This window comes from Streptomyces milbemycinicus, from assembly GCF_002154605.1.
In the GTDB taxonomy this organism is placed as follows: domain Bacteria; phylum Actinomycetota; class Actinomycetes; order Streptomycetales; family Streptomycetaceae; genus Streptomyces; species Streptomyces milbemycinicus.
The window spans coordinates 1-15,870 of sequence record NZ_MUNE01000158.1; the positions used below are offsets into that span (position 1 = coordinate 1).

Here is a 15,870-nt window from a genome sequence, read left to right on the forward strand (position 1 = left end):
GGCAGGAGAGGGCCGGGAAGGCGGGTCGTAGGCCGGAGAGGGCTGGGAAGGCGGGTCGCCGGGACGGCCGAGGCTCCTCGCACACCAGCCTCGGTCGCGCCCGCTACGGCAACCAGGTCGCGGTTTCCCCAGGTGTCACGCACCCAGGGTCGGGACCTCGTTGCGCCGACCGGAGGAGGGTCAGCCCAGCTTCATGACGTAGCCCGCGTGGTGCAGCTCCTCGCCCTGGAACTCTCCGTAGGCCCAGAAGCCGAGGTCGTCCAGGTAGTCGATGCGGTTGCCGTCGATCCAGTACCGGCCCTGGTAGGCGTGCGGGCGGCCGCCCCGCGTCTCGTCGTAGCGGCCGTCGGCGGTGAGCTCCTGGTGCAGGAAGTCCTTCACGTCGATCCAGACGCCGACGCGCGGGCTGCCGGTCAGGTCCGGAGAGATCGGGATGCCCGCCTGGGGGGCGGTGGCCCGGCCGGGGACGTCGGCGCCGGCCCACAGGACCGGCCGGCCGGCCGCAACCAGTGCGCGGACCTGCTCCGACCGGGATATGAGCGTGGCCACCGCGCTCGGCACGTCGGCGGCGAGCTCGTCGGGCACGACCAGGAAGTCGGGGGCGTTGCCCGGAGTCAGCGTCGCGATGTACTCCGAGCGGTGGCCGCGGCCGCCGGTCAGCGCGACGGTGTCCACGACGGCGGGGGCGATGGTCATGCCGGTGCAGTCGACGACGATGGCGTTGTCGTCCTCCGCCGCGGTGACGATGGCGGGGCCGACCCCCACGATCAGGGAGCCGACGAACAGGAGGTCGGCGCCGGTCATGATCCCGATCAGCGGGTCCATCGTCAGGATGCGGGCGTTGGTGAACAGGACGGGACGCCCCTCGTCGTTGGAGAGGATCTCGTCGAGGGCCTTGGGGTTCCAGCTCATGGTGTCGGTGTCGCTGATGCTCATGGGATGCTCCTCAGTGGAGTCGGCTCATCGGTCTGCCCAATGCGCGGGGTGAGCGCCGATGCGGGTCCGAGGTGGATGTTCGGCAGGTACGGCACCTGCCTGACCACCAGGTTCGTCGCGCGGTGGCATCGGAACCAGGCATATCCCCAGGTGCGCGGCACCCACGGTCGGTACTGGGCGGCGCGCCGCGCGAAAGGCCCAGCCGCTCGCGATGCTGGCTGCGCGGCACCCAGGAAGCCGGCACCTGGGGAGACCGCGGCCTGGTTGCCATCGGCCGACGGGCCGACCGTAGAGCCATGACCAGCAACGACACGCCCCGCGACCCGCATCCGTACGTCGGGATGTGGGTGACCGCGGACGGATTCATCCGCCAGGAACTGCTGCCGAACGGTCGCTACGACGAGGCCCGAGGCAACCGCCAGAGCGCCTATACGGGCAGCTACACCGTGACCGGCAACCACCTCGACTACGTCGACGACACCGGCTTCACCGCCACCGGCGACGTCCGTGACGGCATTCTCTTCCACGAGCACCTGGTGCTCTACCGCGAGGGCGACGAGCGCGCCCGGCGGGGAGCCCGGCCATGACCACCCTGTTCACCCCCTGACCGGCAGCCGACGTGGTTCGAGCAACGACTCGCCGCGTCGGCTGCTGTACTTGTGAAAGGAGTCCCGAACTGCAGCCGACGCCGAACGGGTACGCGCCTTCGTTGACGCCGCCCACAGCCGGCACGGCCGCGTCGCCACCGAGCACGCCGTATGGGCCTCGCCGAGTCCATCTCCGACCCGGAGGGTCGATGTCGATGTCGATGTGAGCCGTTCGCCTGTCCCGCCCCACCCCGCAAGGGGAACGAGGCGTGTCATCAGCTGGCGCAGGCGTCGGGGCCGCGTACCCCTGGACACCGCAGGGCCAGCTCGTACGCGCGCTGCGAGCCCGGCCGGATTCTTCCTGCTGAGTCCATGCGGATTCCCCGCGGTCGGTCCGGGAACAGAGTTCCGCGAAAGCAGCCTCGGTGGCACTGGCGGGCTCGGCCTGGTAGGCGGCCAGCTGCTGGTGCGGGGCATCGTTGACGGTGAAGGCCGAGAACTGGATCTCCAGAGCGCCGAGTTCGCGGCCATCTCTGTCGCCGAAGACCATGCGGGCCAGGTTGTCGAACCGCTGGAATCCGCTGTGCAGTGCCACAGCGAGCGCGTCGATCACCTGGGGCGACGGGCTCGTCTCGCGGCCCTGTTCCAGGCGCATGACCCCAACCCAGTCAAGGAGAACGCCGACCGCCGGTGGACGGGACGTCCAGGCGCCCAGCGGCGCCACGCCGGCGAGGCCGGCCACGTACAAGATTCAAGCCGCCGCGCCCGGTCCGCGGTGCCCGGCGTCATTGGTACCTCACCGCGCAGGCGTCGCGCGCCGCCGGGCGCTCCTCGGCATTCCCGCTCCGGCCGGGCATGACGTCATTCTGTCCTCGTCCTCGCAGAGCCGTGAGCGCGCACTCAGTCGGCACTCATCGTGGAGTCCTGCGCGGGCCCAGGGCCGGCACTCAGCGAGCCGAGCAGGGCGAGGGCATCGGCGGAGGTGCTGCCCGGCTCGGCTTGGTAGACGATGAGTTGCTGGGTGGGGGCGCTATTGACGGTAAAGGCCTCATAGTGCAGCTCCAGATCGCCGACCTGGGCGTGGTGGAAGAGCTTGGCCTCGCGGGTCTTGCCGCGCACGTCGTGGCGGGCCCACAGGACGCGGAACTCGGCGCTTTTCATGGACAGTTCGCCGACGAGTTCCCACAGCCGCGGGTCCTCGGGATCAATACCCGCCGCCCGCCGCAATGTGGCCACGCTCGACTCGGCGGCCCGGTCCCAGTCCCGGTAGAAGTGGTGCGCGGCCGGGTCCAGGAACGTCTTGCGCAGCAGATTGTCGGAGTGGGTGAAGCCGGCGTACAGGGCACCTGCGAGCCGATTGCGGGCCAGGATGTCCAGGGCGTGGCCCAGGACGAAGGCGGGCGTGTCGCTCCAGGTGTCGAGGAGTCGCCGCAGGTGCGGGGCGACGCGTTCGACACGGGGCGCGCGGCGCGTACGGCGGGTGGTCGGGGTGGCCACGCGATAAAGGTGGGCCACGGCTTCGTCGTCCAGTTGCAGAGCCCGCGCGACGGCTTCGAGGATCTGCTGGGACGGGTGCCGTTCGCGGCCCTGTTCCAGGCGCATGTAGTAGTCGGTGCTCACCCCGGCGAGCGTGGCGACTTCTTCGCGGCGCAGACCGGGCACCCTGCGACGGCCGGATGTGGGAAGTCCCGTGTCTTCCGGGCGCAGTTGGGCACGCCGTGCGCGGAGGAAGCCTCCCAGCGCGTTCTCGGCAGCGGGGTCCTTGTCTGTGTCCATGTCTCGAGGCTAGGGCTCCGCGATGCCTTGTTGTGGGGGCGAAGGGGGGCGCGCTGCGCCCAGGAAACGCGTACCCCGGACAACCGCGACCTGGTTTGTTTCTCCGGCGCCTCACCACAGTGGGCGCATGACCTCCGCAGTTGTTTAGCTGCTGGGCGGCCGGGCCGCCGACCTGCTGGTTCAGGAGCAGAATCATGAGCACCACCTCGCCTACCGAGCCCGAGTCCTCACGTCCGCTGACCGAAGGTGTGGTCAGCGCGTTGTCACGGCGATCGACTCGGCAGCATCCTCAACAATGCGCGCGTCGCTGGGTGGCATGGCAGCCAAGGCCCCAATGCCACATGAGGTGCGGTGATGAACATCCGAGCCCGGCACGTCCTCGCCCCCCCATACGCAGAGGCACCTGTTCAAGCCGTACTCTCGGTGCACCGCGGGAGGGGAGAAGCACCGTGAAGATAGTGATACCGGGAGGCACCGGTCAGGTGGGCGGCATACTCAACCGCGCGCTGACCGCCGCGGGCCACGAGGTCGTGGTGCTCACCAGACGGCCGACACATGACAGTGACCTCCGGTGGGACGGCAGAACTCTCGGCCCCTGGGCGGAGACGATCGACGGCAGCGACGTCGTGATCAACCTGGCCGGCCGCAGCGTCAGCTGCCGCTACACCAAGGAGAACCTCCAGGCCATGATGGACTCGCGTGTGGACTCCGCGCGCGTCGTGGGCGAGGCGATCGCGGATGCCCGACGGCCTCCCCGGGTCTGGCTCCAGATGAGCACCGCCACCATCTACGCCCACCGCTTCGACGCACCTCACGGCGAGGCGACCGGAGTGATCGGCGGCGGCGAGCCCGATGTCCCCCGCTACTGGGATTTCAGCGTCGAGATCGCAAAGAACTGGGAGCGGGAACAGCGGCGGGCCCAGACGCCGCACACCCGCAAAGTGGCCCTGCGCTCGGCGATGGTGATGAGCCCCGATCGCGGTGGCGTATTCGACTACCTGCTGTGGCTGGCGCGGCTCGGTCTCGGGGGGCCGGTCGCGGGCGGCGCGCAGTACGTGTCCTGGATACACGACCGTGATTTCGTCCGCGCGGCGCAGTTTCTGATCGATCGGGACGACATCACCGGACCGGTCAATCTCGCGGCCCCCGCTCCCCTGCCCCAGCGGGCGTTCATGCACGCGCTGCGAAAGGCATGGGGCGTACCGGTGGGCCTGCCTGCCACGAAGTGGATGGCCGAGATCGGCGCGTTCGTCCTGCGATCCGACACCGAACTCCTGCTCAAGAGCCGCCGCGTCGTACCGGGTCGGCTGCTTGATACCGGATTCACCTTCGACCACGCCCACTGGCCACAGGCCGCGGATGAACTCGTGCGGCGAGTACGCCACGAACGGCGCCGCACCTGAGCGGTCCGACTGAGCGGTCCGGGGCTTACCCGGCGTCGGACCGGGCCCATGGCCCGATACGGAGGGACCCTGCGGGACTCTGTCGCCCGATTCGCGCACACCCCACGGTCTGATCAACAGGATCCGGCCGCCTGAGCACCTGCGCGATCTTCACAGGTCCGGCCCTCCAGGCCGAGGCGCGCTTCGCAGGTGGCGGCCATGGCGGCGGCCGAGATGGCGGCGACCCAGATGAAGACCTGGCCGCGGGCCTGGGGCGGGGCGTATTCAGTGCGGGCGGCGAGGGTGGCGGCGAAGAAGCAGGAGTTGACCGCCCCGGTGAGGGCGTAGGCCGCGACGGCTACAGCGAAGACTGGGCTGAGGGTGACGGTCGTGAGGCCGGCGGCGACGCCCAGCGCGAGGTGGCGCATCAGCCGGTCAGGTGAGCCGGTGAGGGGAAAGGCCATGACGGTGAGGGAGCCGGCGAGGTTGCCCAGGCCGTAGGCCGCCGTCAGGACGGCGGCCGTGGCGGCGTTGATGTCCAGGATGGCGGTCATGTGGACGGCGGTGATGGGCAGGGCGGCGACGCTGAGCGCGACGATCACCGTCAGGTACAGGGTGCGGCGCAGGGTGCCGGTGCGGGCCATCAGGGCCAGGGTGGGGCCCGGCCTTGGGACGGCGGCGGCCTGCCCGCCGTGGAGGGGCGGGGTGTACGGCAGGAGCAGCACGCATCCGGCCGCGAGGGCGGCGCCGACGGCGAGTGCGAGGGCCGCGCTGGTCGGCGTGGCCCAGCCGGACAGGGCGGCCACCACGGACGGACCGGCGGTGCCGCCGATGCCGTAGGTGGCCACGTCCCACCCCTGGGCGCGCCGCTGGGTGCGCAGTCCGGGGCCGACGAGGCCGGCCAGGCGGCTGCTGATGCCGCCGGTGAGCAGGGGGTCGCAGGTCCCCGCGGCGGCCAGCAGCAGCGCCGTGACAGTCACCGGCAGGCGGGGGTAGGCCAGAACGGCGGTGGCAAGTGCGACGGCGTAGAGCAGGCAGGCCGCGGCGATGGTCCTGCGTCCGTCGGAGGCCAGGTCGATACGGCGGGCGGTGAACGGGCCGAGCAGGTGCGGTGCGGTGCGGTGATGCACGCCGCGAGCACTCCGGCCGTGGCACCGGATCCGTCGTGCGCGCCGACGAGCAGTACGGCGGCGACGACCGCGCCGCCGTCGGCCGTACGGGCCGGCGCGGCGGTCAGGACGTAGCGGCCCAGCGCCGCCCTGCGCGCTGTCCCCTCGACGTGTGGTGCGGCTGTGCAGGACGGCAGGAGCGGTGGTGCTCATGAGGAGGCTCCGAGGTTGAGGCTGTCCAGCACGGTGACGAGCCGATCGCGGGTGTCGGGGGCGAGGCCGTGCAGCGGCAGGGGGAGATTCGTCTCGGAGGCAAGGCCCAGGTGGGAGGCGGCGCAGGACATCACGCGAAGGCTGCCGTGGTGGCGGAACAGCGTCGTCAGGCACGGGCGGGATCTTGATGGCGGCGACCTGTGGCAACTCAGCGATGCGAGCGTGGAGTTCATGGGTGAAGTGCACGTGGGTGGTGCCCGGGTTGTCGTACACGCACAGCGGAACGGACAGCTTCCGGGTGACGTCCTCGTACAGTCCGAACACCTCGTCCTCGGTGAGCGGCTGATACGTCATCGGGGCCAGCAGCACCGCCGACGCGCCTGCCTTCTGGGCATCCTCGGCCAGCGCGAGTACCTGCGAGGTCCGCAGCGCGTCGATGCCGACGATGACGGGGGTCTCTTCGGCGGCCTCGACGGCGATCCGCGCCGCCCGGGCGCGCTGCTCGCGGGAGAGGTAGGCGTAGCTTCCGGTGGAGCTTCCTGAGCGCCGCCCTGGTCGGTGGTCGCCCGGTCCGACCTGCGGCGCCGCGATCGCCGGGCCCTCCGCCCCTGGACGAGCCGGGCGCTGCCGAGGGGTATGTCCTTCGACTCGTAGTCGGTGGAAGGGACGGCCACCGGTTCGACGCCAGGCCGCTGTGTGCGGCCTGGGCGGGGAGATCATGCGGATGCCCGACGAACTCGGGCAGATCAAGCCCGGTTTCTACGCCGCCCGTTGTCAGGCGGCTGGTTCAGGTCGGTGGATGCCGCGTGGCCGGTAGTCGAGCGCGTCGGAGACGCCGGTCAGGTCGGCGAGGTACCAGATGATGGCGAGCCACATCTCCGTGCCCTGCAAGCCGGGCTGGGTCTGCCGTCCGCCCGCGGTGGTGGGGTGCGGGGCGTGGAAGGCGAAGCCTTGGCCGTCCACCCAGTGCTGGAGTGCGTCGGCGAGCAGCCGCCGTGCCAGGGTGACGACGTCGTCGGCGCGGTAACCGGTGGTGCGGGTCAGCCACAGTGGATGGGCGATGTCCAGGATGTTGCAGGCGGTCTGCCGGTCACGGCGGGTGTAGCGGGCATCGCGGGCGTGCCGGAGCACGGAGTCGATGGTCCGCTCGGGGTAGGGCACGGGCAGTCCGTACTGGGCGAATGTGCCGCGGGTGGCACGGTAGAAGCCGTTGACCACCCGCATCAGGCCGTCGGCGGCACTGGGTCTGCCCCACAGGCCGAGGTGCGGGTCGGCGTGGGTGAGCAGCCATCCGAACAGGGCGTCCAGCGCACCGGGTTGCTCGCGGACTCCCTTGCGGCGGTTCCACATGATGGCGGTGCCCAGGGTGTCGACCCAGTCGCCGCTGTACCAGGGGTTCTCCTGCCAGGGCAGCGCCTCCAGGTGCTCGACGACGTCACCGGCGGTGAGCGCGGCGACGCCGTGCAGGGGATGGGCGAACTCGCTGCCCAGCAGGTCGAGGGCGTGGCCGACGCACAGGAAGTGGTAACCGGTCTCCTTGCTGAAGGGGAGTGTGCCTGCGGGGCGTTGGCGTCCGTCCTCGTCGAGTGCGCCGACGATGCCGCTGTGGGGGTCCTGCCAGGAGCGCAGTCGTGCGATCTGCTCGTCGGCGGAGAGTGGGAGCGGGGCGTGCCCGAGGAGCAGGTCGGCGATCTCCACGGCGTCGCACTGGGCGCGCACGGTGGGCGGGCTGCCGGGCGCGTCGGTGAACAGTCCGCCGTCGGGGCCGGGCGCGAAGCAGCGGGCGATGACGTCTTCGGCCTGGGCGCGGGCGGTGTCCGCGAATGCGGCGACGGCGCCGGCCAAGTCCTTCGGTGCGGTGTTGTGGGCTGTGCCGGGGGGTGTTCCGCGCCAGCGCAGGATGCGGGCGGGGTTACCGGCGACGACGGCCCTGGCCGGGACGTCCTTGGTCACCACGCTGCCGGCTCCGATCACGGCGCCGTCGCCGACGGTGATGCCGTCGAGCACTACGACGTGGGAGCCGATCCACACATCGCTGCCGATCCGGATGCCCTTGGAGGACATCGGCTGGCGGAACACCTCGGTGTCGGGGTCCTCGTATCCGTGGTTGAAGGCGAGGAGGGAGGTGTGGGCGCCGATGCGTACGGCATCGCCGAGTTCGATGGTGCCGCGGACCACGGCGTAGGGGTTGATGGTGCAGTCCCGTCCGGCGCGCAACGTACCGGTCAGGTAGGCGCCGGCCGCGATGTAGCTGCGGGATCCGAGACGCAGGTGCTCGTTCTGGACCGCGGCCAGCGGGGAGACGTAGCAGTTGTCGCCGATGCTGTACTCGGCGTCCGCCTTGCCCAGCGTCTGCTGGAAGTCGTGCTGCCGGGCGCGGTCGTCGGCGGTGGCCTGGGACCAGTAGAGCCAGGGCGAGTAGTCGAAAAGGGCGGGCGGGGCGGCGGCGTTCGAGTCCGTCATGGGGTTCGTTTCTCTCACGTGAGGTCGGTGGGGCAAGGGCGTCCCGGCGGCCGTCGCCGCCCACCCGGGCGCCCTCGTTTCAGCATGATTCCGTCGAGGTCAGGTTCCGTTGGCGGGTTGGGGGTAGGTGTGGCCGTCGACGGTGGCGGTCAGCGTGCCGGTCGCCTGGAAATTGTTGACCCCCACCGTGTGGATCCGTCCGGTCCCGATCTCGGTCTGGACGAGGTCGGAGTACCAGTCGATCTTGTTGTGGGTCGGAGTCCGGTTCTGCAGGGTCATGTTCTCCGGGCCTTCTTGCCGTCCAGAGTGTAGGTGCCCTGCGGCGGATACGGCCGCTCGGGGATCGCGCTGCCGGGCTCGTACGGGACGCCCCAGGGGACGGTGTCGGAGATGCGGGCGACCGGCTTCGGCGCGTCTGGCCGCCGCAGGCGGGCGGGACGACCAGGGACTGCCAGTACACGATGCTGGTGCCGTCGGGTGACCACTTGGGATCGGCCCGGCCGTTCCACAGTGGGTCGTTGATGCTGCCGTCGCCCGCGGCGTTGATCTGCTGGCCCTCGTAGGAGCCGCGGTCGCCGTACGCGTCGAGGAGGTAGGGCTGGAAGAACCGGAGGTGCGAGTACTGGTTGAGCCTGCCGCTCGTCCCGGTCATCGGGCTGAAGCCCAGGTGCACATTGTCGGGGTGCGGCCACCGACATCGTCTGCGCCATGTATCCGTCCTACGCGGGCCTGGAGGCGTACGCGCGTGACCCGCGCGCCGACCGGCCCCTGATCACGTGCAAGTACGCCTACTCCCAGGGCAACTCCACCGGCGACTTGGACCACTACTGGGAGCTGTTCGAGTCCCTTCCCGGGCTGCAGGGCGGTTTCATCTGGGAGTTCGTGGACCACGGCCTGGACCCGGACGGGGACGGGCGGTACCGCTACGGCGGTGACTTCGGGGACGGTCACGGTCGCGGCAGCCGGGGTGGGGCCCGGCGAAGAGGGCGACATCGAGCTGCCGGCCGATGTCGTACGGGACCTGCGGAAGCCGACCGCGCTCGGACTCACCCTCACCGTGCGGACCCGGGAACCGTCGCCGTGGGCCGAGGCGGGGACCGAACTGGCCCTGCTCCAGGTCCGTCCAGGTCCGCCTCCCGGCCCGTGCCGTGGAGCCGTCCTGGGCCGCGGCGGGCGCGGTGGTACGTAACGACGGCCAGGTCGCCCACGAGCTGCTGGAGCGGTCCCCGCGTCTGTGCCTGTGGCGGGCCCTGACCGACAACGACGCCTCCTATGCCCTGGACAACAAGTTCGTCCGCTCGGGCTTCTTCTCCCTCGAACCTACGGATACCGAGGGGCGGCGGGCGACGGGGGAACCGTGGTCACCACGGTGTACCGCGCGGCCTATGGCGACAGGGTCCGGCACCGGCGGCGCATCATCCAGCGTGGCGACGGGAACTTCACCTTCGACGAGGAGGTCTGGCTACCGGAGGAGTACGTGGATGCGCCCAGGGCCGGCATGGAGTTCGAACTGGCCGAAGGCTTCGACACCGCGAGCTGGATCGGCCTCGGCCCGTGGGAGAACTGTCCGGACCGATCCTCTGCCGCCCTGCGGGGGCGGTGGAGCAGCCCGATCGACGAGCTCACGGTGCCGTACATCCTGCCGCAGGAGAACAGCACCCGACTGGAGAACACGAGCCACTGGTGGAAGCTGCCGGACAGCGCGGCGACCGTCGTCCACGTCGATATCGCCCATCGAAGAGTCGGCACCGGTCGCCTCGGCCCGGACACCCGATCCCGGCACCGGCTCCACGCCGGGCACTACGCCTGGCGCCGGCACCTGCTGCTGGAGAAGTAGCCCCGCCCCGGGGCCCGCCGCACGCGATGTGCCGGCGTCACGGATGAGGAGAGCGAAATGCCGAGGGACGAGATCTCCCTTCAGCTGTACACGGTTCGATCGCCACTCGAGGAGGACCTGGAGGGAACACTGGCCCGCGTCGCTGAGCTGGGCTACCGCACCGTGGAGCCGTACGGCTTCGTCAACCGGGCGGAGCGGATGGCGGAGGCGCTGACCGAGTACGGACTGTCCGCGCCCACCGCGCACGCCGCGCTGCTCCGGGACGATCGAGCCGCCATCTACGCCGCGGCCCGGCGTCTCGGGGTCACCACTGTCATCGTGCCCATGGTCAAAGCCGAGCACTGGCAGACCGCCGATGACATCAAGGGCATCGCACAGGACCTGAACCGCGTCGCGGCCGAGGCGGCCGACCACGGCCTCACGGTCGGGTACCACAACCACCATTTCGAACTCGAGTTGAAGGTGGACGGCGGGCACGCGTTGGAGGTCCTCGCGGATCACCTGGCGGACGAGGTGATCCTCGAGGTGGACACGTACTGGGCCGCCGTCGGAGGCGCGGACGTGCCGGTCCTGCTCACCAGACTCGGCGACCGGGTCACGGCCCTGCACATGAAGGACGGGGACCGCTCGATGAACAACAAAGCCCAGGTGGCGGTCGGCGACGGCGTCATCCCGGTCAAGGACATCCTGGCCGCGGCCCCGACCGCGCTGCGCGTGGTCGAGCTCGACGACTTCGAGGGCGACATCTTCGACCCGGTCGCGAAGAGCTTCAGTTTTCTCTCCGGCAAGGACGCCCTGGCATGAGCGCGGTCGGCACCGGAGTGACCGGTGCCATGGACGCCAGGCCACCACGAACCCGGCGGCCAGTTACTCCACCACCCCCGCGAACACACCACCTACCAGGTCCGGCCGCTGCCCGGGGCCGCCGGCCACCCGATCGTCGGGGGGCTCACCCCGTTCCTCGTGACCAGCGAGCAGTACCACCTGCACATGGACCCGGCCACAACCTGACCGACCTGGAAATACCCCAGGTCCACTCGATGATCACGAAGGGAATTTCATGGGCAACCCGCTCGCCGCACACCCCGAACTCCGCATAGGCCTCGTAGGCGCAGGAAAGATCAGCAACGCCTATCTCACCACGCTTCCGCGCTTGAACAACCTGCGGCTGACCGCCGTCGCCGATCTGGACACCGAGCGTGCCGCCACCGCCGCGGGCACGGTACCCGGAGCCCGCGCGACCACCCTCGACGGGCTCTACGAGGCGGAGGACGTCGACCTGGTCCTCAACCTCACCATCCCGGCCGCACACGCGGAGGTCGCCCATGCCGCCATCGACGCCGGCAAACACGTCTACGGTGAGAAACCACTCGCCACCACCACCAGCGAGGCTCGCACTCTGCTGGATGCCGCCGCCGACGCCGGCGTCCGGGTCGGCTGCGCCCCGGACACCGTCCTCGGCACCGGCGTGCAGAGCGCCCGCGCAGCGCTCGATTCCGGTGACATCGGTATCCCGGTCGCCGCGACCGCTTTCATGGTCAGTGCCGGCCCCGAGCGCTGGCACCCCGACCCGGAGTTCTACTACCGGCCCGGTGGCGGCCCGCTTCTGGACATGGGCCCGTACTACCTGACCGCGCTGGTGACCCTGCTGGGACCGGTCCGCCGGGTGGTCGGTATGGCCTCGACCTTCCGTACCAGCCGTACCATCGGCAAAGGTCCCCGAGCCGGCACGGAGTTCCCGGTCGAGGTCGCCACTCACGTCGTCGGCGTACTCGAACACCACTCAGGCGCCCTGTCGACGCTGATGATGAGCTTCGAAGTGTGGGCCGGTGCACTTCCCCGGATCGAGGTCTACGGCACGGACGGCTCACTCTCCGTTCCCGACCCCAACAGATTCGACGGACCGGTGCGGCTCTTCAGAGCCCGTACCCAGGAATGGGAGCAGCTTCCGGTACGAGGCGGCTACCAGGACGCCTCCCGCGGCTACGGGGTCGCCGACCTGGCCCGAGCCGTCGCCCAGGGTGGACCGCACCGCGCTGACGGCGAACTCGCCTACCACGTCCTGGATGTGATGGAGTCCATGCTCGCCGCGGCTGAGAGCGGCAGGTCGGTCCAAGTGGGCAGCAGCTGCGACCGGCCGGCCGCTGTACCCGCAGACGCCCGCCCCGAGGACCAGTAGACAGGGGTCTTGGCCCCGGGCGACCTGTTCGGATCCGTGCGGCGACGGCCGTCGTGGAACAGCGTCGCCCGATGGCGACACTGTGGGGCTCGAATAAGGGTCGCTCCTGGTCAATTCGCCGGCATCCTCGACTGAGCCCCGCAAGGCAGGAGCAGACGGCGGCGGGCTACAGCTGGTCTCCGACGGCGGCGGCCGCTGACGTCGTGCCCGCGGGGCACCCTGGTAGAGGCCCCCGGGCCGGAACAGGAAGACACCGGGACTGGCGGAACGCTTGGCTCACTCAGCGGACTGAGGTGGGGAGCGAAGTACGCCGCGCTCGCGAAGCTGCGCCAGGTGCTCCAGCCCGCCGGGCCGGTACAGCGGCGCCGCCTCGACATCGGCCTCGGCCGCGCCGACGCGGTGGACCGGGCCCGTGCCGGACTGCGGAACGACGGGGGCCTGGGGGTGCGGGCCGCGGCCCAGCGGCCGGCGTGCGGTGCTCATAATCGCGATCGTACGGATATCCCTCGGTGCCACGCGAGTTGGGCTGGCGAGTTGGGCTGGCGAGTTGGGCTTGGGCCCTGGTGCCACACTGGGCCCGCCCGCCGGCCGCGCAACCGATGGCGGGCCCAGTCGGAAGTGAAGAAGCCCCGGACGGCGCGCCGCGGGCCGGGGAGGAGTCCACATGCGTCATGGCAGTCGCCGTGTTCATCGTCCCCGCCGAGTCGCATGGCCGCCGCGCACTGCATACGTGATTGCCCGGTCGTCAGTTCCAGGGGATGGTGAGCCAGGGGCCGGCCGGGTCGGTGGTGAGGACACGGTGCGCGGTGAGCATGTCCTCGTACCAGCTGCCGAACTCCTCCTCGTCGAAGTGCAGACAGCGCCCGAGGATGTAGGCGGCGGAGAACTCCTGCCAGGACCGGTAGTTCTGGCGGGAGGCGCGGCCGGCGGCGACCACGGCCTGTTCGGCCTCCTGGAGGGTGCAGTATCGGGCGGACAGGCCGAAGCGGGCCATGGCGGAGGCCCGGCCGTAGTCCCAGGCCTCGACAGAGCGGACGAAGGCGTTGTCCGCCAGCAGGCCGTCCGCGCGGAACCGGGCCTCGTAGCGGGCGATCCGCCCGATGAGCCGTTGTACTCCGGCGACCTGGGGCTCGACTTCGGCGGTGCTGCGGGGGCGCGCCGGGGTGACTCCGTCGGGGGTGATCCGGGGCTCGGTGGCCTGGGCGGCGTTGTCGCACAGTACGCACTCGGCGACCTGCCGCCAGTGGCCCAGTTCGACCGAGCCTGCGAAGTCCTGGGCGAGGGAACGGCGGACGCTCAGCGCGAACTCCCACACCGGGCTGACCATGTCGGCGTCGAGCAGGCGCTTTTGGGTGTTGGCCCATTCCTCCCGGCAGGTCACCCCCCACCACCGCTTGAGCCTTCTCTTCTCATCGTTGTAGCCGTTGCCGTGGTGGGCATCTCGTCCAGGCGAGGTGGGGGCGGCTCGGGCATGCAAGATTATTGCGCTGCGGCGCGAAATCCCTCAATCGCTTCGATTGGGTATTCGAATGGCGTCGCCTGGGTCCGCCCCCCGAGGAAAGGCGTTACGCATGGATCTGGACGTGGCGCGCATCGAGCAGGCCGCACAAGTGATCGATCCGGTGTTCCTGAACACCCCGCAGTACCTCGACGAGCAGCTGTGCCAGGCGCTGGGCGGTCGCGCGGTGACGGTGAAACTGGAGACTGCCGAGGTGTTCGTGCCAGAGCCGGTCAATCCTGCCAAGCGGGAGCGGATGGAGACCTTCGGCGCCCGGGTCATCGTGGCAGGGGCGGACGGCTCGGCGGCTCGGCGGCTCGGACGGCCGCAGCCGCCCACGCCGAACGCCATCCCGATCGCGTCCACCTGCAGGACGGCCTGCAGACGGCGATCGCCGAGGATGCCGGGACGATCGGGGTCGAGCTGACCCGCGGCGCACCGGGTGGCGCGCGGTCCGAGCTTTGACCGCGCGGTCTGCATCGAACGCGCGCGCACCTTCGCCGACGGAATCGCGGTGCGCAGCCCGTTGCGGACGAGGCCGCCCTCAACGGCCTGTCCGCGGTGACGGGGACGCTGACGGCCCACTACGCGTATCTCGCCACGCTCCCCTCGTGGGCCGCCGACCACGGCATCGCCCCCGGCGACGCCGACCGCTACGTCCGCAGCCTCTTCCAGGGCGTCGGCCGCTCCCTGGGCGACGAGGCCCGCTCCCTGGACCGGCTCGCGGCCGACCACGAAACACCGAACGGGAACAACGAACGTGATTGCAGGTGTGCAGCCAGTCGGGGAATGTTGGTCTGTGGCCGGTAGGGCCGGGGGCGCTTGTGGGTGATCCCGGCTCCGTGTGACATGCCCGTGAACGTCCGGGCGTATCCGATCGATCAGGAATCGAGAAGCGCGGTTCACCGAGCCGCCTCTAGTCTGCCCGTCATGGACATCACCATTCACACGACTTCCCTCCCGCACAACGACCCGGATGCGTCGCTCGCCTTCTACCGTGACGTCCTCGGCTTCGAGGTCCGCAGCGACGTCGGGCAGGGCAGGATGCGCTGGATCACGGTCGGCCCGGCCGGTCAGCCGGGCACGTCGATCCTTCTGGCGCCGCCTGCCGCCGATCCCGGCATCACCGAGGACGAGCGCCGCACGGTCACCGAGATGATGGCCAAGGGCACCTACGGCTGGATCCTGCTGGCCACCCCGGACCTCGACGCCACGTTCGAGAAGGTGCGGGCCGGTGATGCCGAGGTCGCACAGGAGCCGACCGAGCAGCCGTACGGCGTCCGCGACTGCGCGTTCCGCGACCCTGCGGGGAATCTGATCCGCATCCAGGAGCTGCGCTGAGCTGTGCGGGTATCGATGCGGCCGTGCGGGCCGACATCGCGACCGCCCACAAGGAACGCGGCGGCGCACCGGAGCGGAAGTGCCTGCCTTTCCGGCCGCCCGCCAGGGCCGCGTCCGGGTCCTCGTTGAACCGGGGCCACGGACCCGGACTCCGTCCCGCTGCTGTCCGGCAGTTGCTCGGTCGGCTCGTCGAGTCCGGCGGGCCGGTCCACACCACTGACCTCGATGAAATGGAAGATGAAAGACAAAGGGGAGGGTTCTCATGTGTAAGCCTGAATGGCGGCGTGCACGCGTCCAGGCGCAACGCCTGACCGACCTCGCGCGGCTGCGCCGCGTCCGCGACCGGATCGACAGGGAATACGTGCAGCCGCTGAACGTGGAGGCGCTCGCCCGTGATGTGAACATGCCCGCCGGACAGCTGAGTCGGCAGTTCCGGGCCGCCTACGGTGAGTCGCCGTACGCGTACCTGATGACGCGTCGCATCGAGCGGGCGGCGGCGCTGCTGCGGCGGGGCGACCTCAGCGTCACCGAGGTCTGCTTCGCGGTCGG

At 70.5% G+C, this 15,870-nt stretch carries 16 protein-coding genes and 5 pseudogenes; 12 read left to right on the forward strand and 9 right to left on the reverse strand.

The window, feature by feature from the left end; genetic code table 11:
* Positions 1–180 precede the first annotated feature (180 nt).
* Entirely contained in the window at positions 181–936 is a 756-nt protein-coding gene (locus CCN51_RS14235; RefSeq protein WP_014182182.1) for an Atu4866 domain-containing protein, read from the reverse strand.
* Positions 937–1,232: 296 nt separating this feature from the next.
* On the opposite strand from CCN51_RS14235, the gene CCN51_RS14240 reads away from it, so the two are divergent.
* Positions 1,233–1,523 carry an Atu4866 domain-containing protein gene (locus CCN51_RS14240; RefSeq protein ID WP_014182183.1) on the forward strand — a complete coding sequence of 97 codons (291 nt, stop codon included), beginning with the start codon at positions 1,233–1,235 and terminating at the stop codon, positions 1,521–1,523.
* A gap of 900 nt (positions 1,524–2,423) precedes the next feature.
* Here CCN51_RS14240 and CCN51_RS14250 read toward each other — a convergent pair.
* Positions 2,424–3,299: a helix-turn-helix transcriptional regulator gene (locus CCN51_RS14250; RefSeq protein WP_014182184.1), complete on the reverse strand. Its 876-nt coding sequence runs from the start codon at positions 3,297–3,299 to the stop codon at positions 2,424–2,426.
* 449 nt (positions 3,300–3,748) lie between these two features.
* Between CCN51_RS14250 and CCN51_RS14255 the strand changes: the two genes are divergently transcribed.
* Positions 3,749–4,702, forward strand: coding sequence for a TIGR01777 family oxidoreductase (locus CCN51_RS14255; RefSeq protein ID WP_043488300.1), 954 nt, complete (start codon positions 3,749–3,751; stop codon positions 4,700–4,702).
* A gap of 113 nt (positions 4,703–4,815) precedes the next feature.
* On the opposite strand, the gene CCN51_RS14260 is transcribed toward CCN51_RS14255, so the two are convergent.
* The 5 genes and pseudogenes from CCN51_RS14260 to CCN51_RS14275 all read right to left on the reverse strand — a co-directional run bounded on the left by CCN51_RS14260 (position 4,816) and on the right by CCN51_RS14275 (position 8,745).
* The gene (locus CCN51_RS14260; RefSeq protein ID WP_014182186.1) at positions 4,816–5,811 is read right to left on the reverse strand and encodes an MFS transporter; all 996 of its coding nucleotides are present in this window, start codon (positions 5,809–5,811) and stop codon (positions 4,816–4,818) included.
* Positions 5,812–5,999: 188 nt separating this feature from the next.
* Complete coding sequence (locus CCN51_RS59205; RefSeq protein ID WP_264349601.1) at positions 6,000–6,134, reverse strand: hypothetical protein; 135 nt, start codon at positions 6,132–6,134, stop codon at positions 6,000–6,002.
* A 112-nt stretch (positions 6,135–6,246) separates the two neighbouring features.
* Positions 6,247–6,723: pseudogene (locus tag CCN51_RS57340) on the reverse strand (dihydrodipicolinate synthase family protein); the annotation flags it as partial.
* Positions 6,724–7,890: 1,167 nt separating this feature from the next.
* A pseudogene (locus CCN51_RS59950) lies at positions 7,891–8,046 on the reverse strand (DapH/DapD/GlmU-related protein); the annotation flags it as partial.
* Positions 8,047–8,565: 519 nt separating this feature from the next.
* Positions 8,566–8,745, reverse strand: coding sequence for a hypothetical protein (locus CCN51_RS14275; RefSeq protein ID WP_014182189.1), 180 nt, complete (start codon positions 8,743–8,745; stop codon positions 8,566–8,568).
* 429 nt (positions 8,746–9,174) lie between these two features.
* Between CCN51_RS14275 and CCN51_RS57345 the strand changes: the two are divergent.
* The 6 genes and pseudogenes from CCN51_RS57345 to CCN51_RS14300 form a co-directional block, all read left to right on the forward strand.
* Positions 9,175–9,360: pseudogene (locus CCN51_RS57345) on the forward strand (glycoside hydrolase family 2 TIM barrel-domain containing protein); the annotation flags it as partial.
* 10 nt (positions 9,361–9,370) lie between these two features.
* A pseudogene (locus tag CCN51_RS57350) lies at positions 9,371–9,655 on the forward strand (beta-galactosidase domain 4-containing protein); the annotation flags it as partial.
* A gap of 168 nt (positions 9,656–9,823) precedes the next feature.
* Positions 9,824–10,303 (forward strand): beta-galactosidase small subunit-related protein, encoded by a 480-nt coding sequence (locus CCN51_RS14285; RefSeq protein WP_014182191.1) that lies wholly within the window; start codon positions 9,824–9,826, stop codon positions 10,301–10,303.
* Between the two features lie 57 nt (positions 10,304–10,360).
* On the forward strand, positions 10,361–11,107 hold the full coding sequence (locus CCN51_RS14290) for a sugar phosphate isomerase/epimerase family protein (RefSeq protein WP_014182192.1): 747 nt from the start codon (positions 10,361–10,363) through the stop codon (positions 11,105–11,107).
* Positions 11,108–11,131: 24 nt separating this feature from the next.
* The gene (locus tag CCN51_RS14295; protein WP_014182193.1) at positions 11,132–11,314 is read left to right on the forward strand and encodes a hypothetical protein; all 183 of its coding nucleotides are present in this window, start codon (positions 11,132–11,134) and stop codon (positions 11,312–11,314) included.
* A gap of 49 nt (positions 11,315–11,363) precedes the next feature.
* The gene (locus CCN51_RS14300) at positions 11,364–12,482 is read left to right on the forward strand and encodes a Gfo/Idh/MocA family protein (RefSeq protein WP_014182194.1); all 1,119 of its coding nucleotides are present in this window, start codon (positions 11,364–11,366) and stop codon (positions 12,480–12,482) included.
* 276 nt (positions 12,483–12,758) lie between these two features.
* Here the strand turns inward: CCN51_RS14300 and CCN51_RS14305 are convergent, their stop codons facing one another.
* Positions 12,759–12,965 (reverse strand): hypothetical protein, encoded by a 207-nt coding sequence (locus tag CCN51_RS14305; RefSeq protein ID WP_014182195.1) that lies wholly within the window; start codon positions 12,963–12,965, stop codon positions 12,759–12,761.
* Positions 12,966–13,227: 262 nt separating this feature from the next.
* A pseudogene (locus CCN51_RS14310) lies at positions 13,228–13,920 on the reverse strand (DUF1266 domain-containing protein); the annotation flags it as partial.
* A gap of 133 nt (positions 13,921–14,053) precedes the next feature.
* Between CCN51_RS14310 and CCN51_RS14315 the strand changes: the two are divergent.
* From CCN51_RS14315 to CCN51_RS14330, 4 genes are all read left to right on the forward strand, one after another.
* Positions 14,054–14,407 carry a PALP domain-containing protein gene (locus CCN51_RS14315; protein WP_014182197.1) on the forward strand — a complete coding sequence of 118 codons (354 nt, stop codon included), beginning with the start codon at positions 14,054–14,056 and terminating at the stop codon, positions 14,405–14,407.
* Between the two features lie 134 nt (positions 14,408–14,541).
* Positions 14,542–14,790, forward strand: a complete 249-nt coding sequence (locus CCN51_RS14320; RefSeq protein ID WP_014182198.1) for a hypothetical protein — start codon at positions 14,542–14,544, stop codon at positions 14,788–14,790.
* Positions 14,791–14,910: 120 nt separating this feature from the next.
* Positions 14,911–15,321, forward strand: a complete 411-nt coding sequence (locus tag CCN51_RS14325; RefSeq protein ID WP_014182199.1) for a VOC family protein — start codon at positions 14,911–14,913, stop codon at positions 15,319–15,321.
* A gap of 262 nt (positions 15,322–15,583) precedes the next feature.
* Positions 15,584–15,870, forward strand: a 287-nt coding sequence (locus CCN51_RS14330) for a helix-turn-helix transcriptional regulator (protein ID WP_086859608.1), incomplete at its 3' end; no start/stop codon positions are given.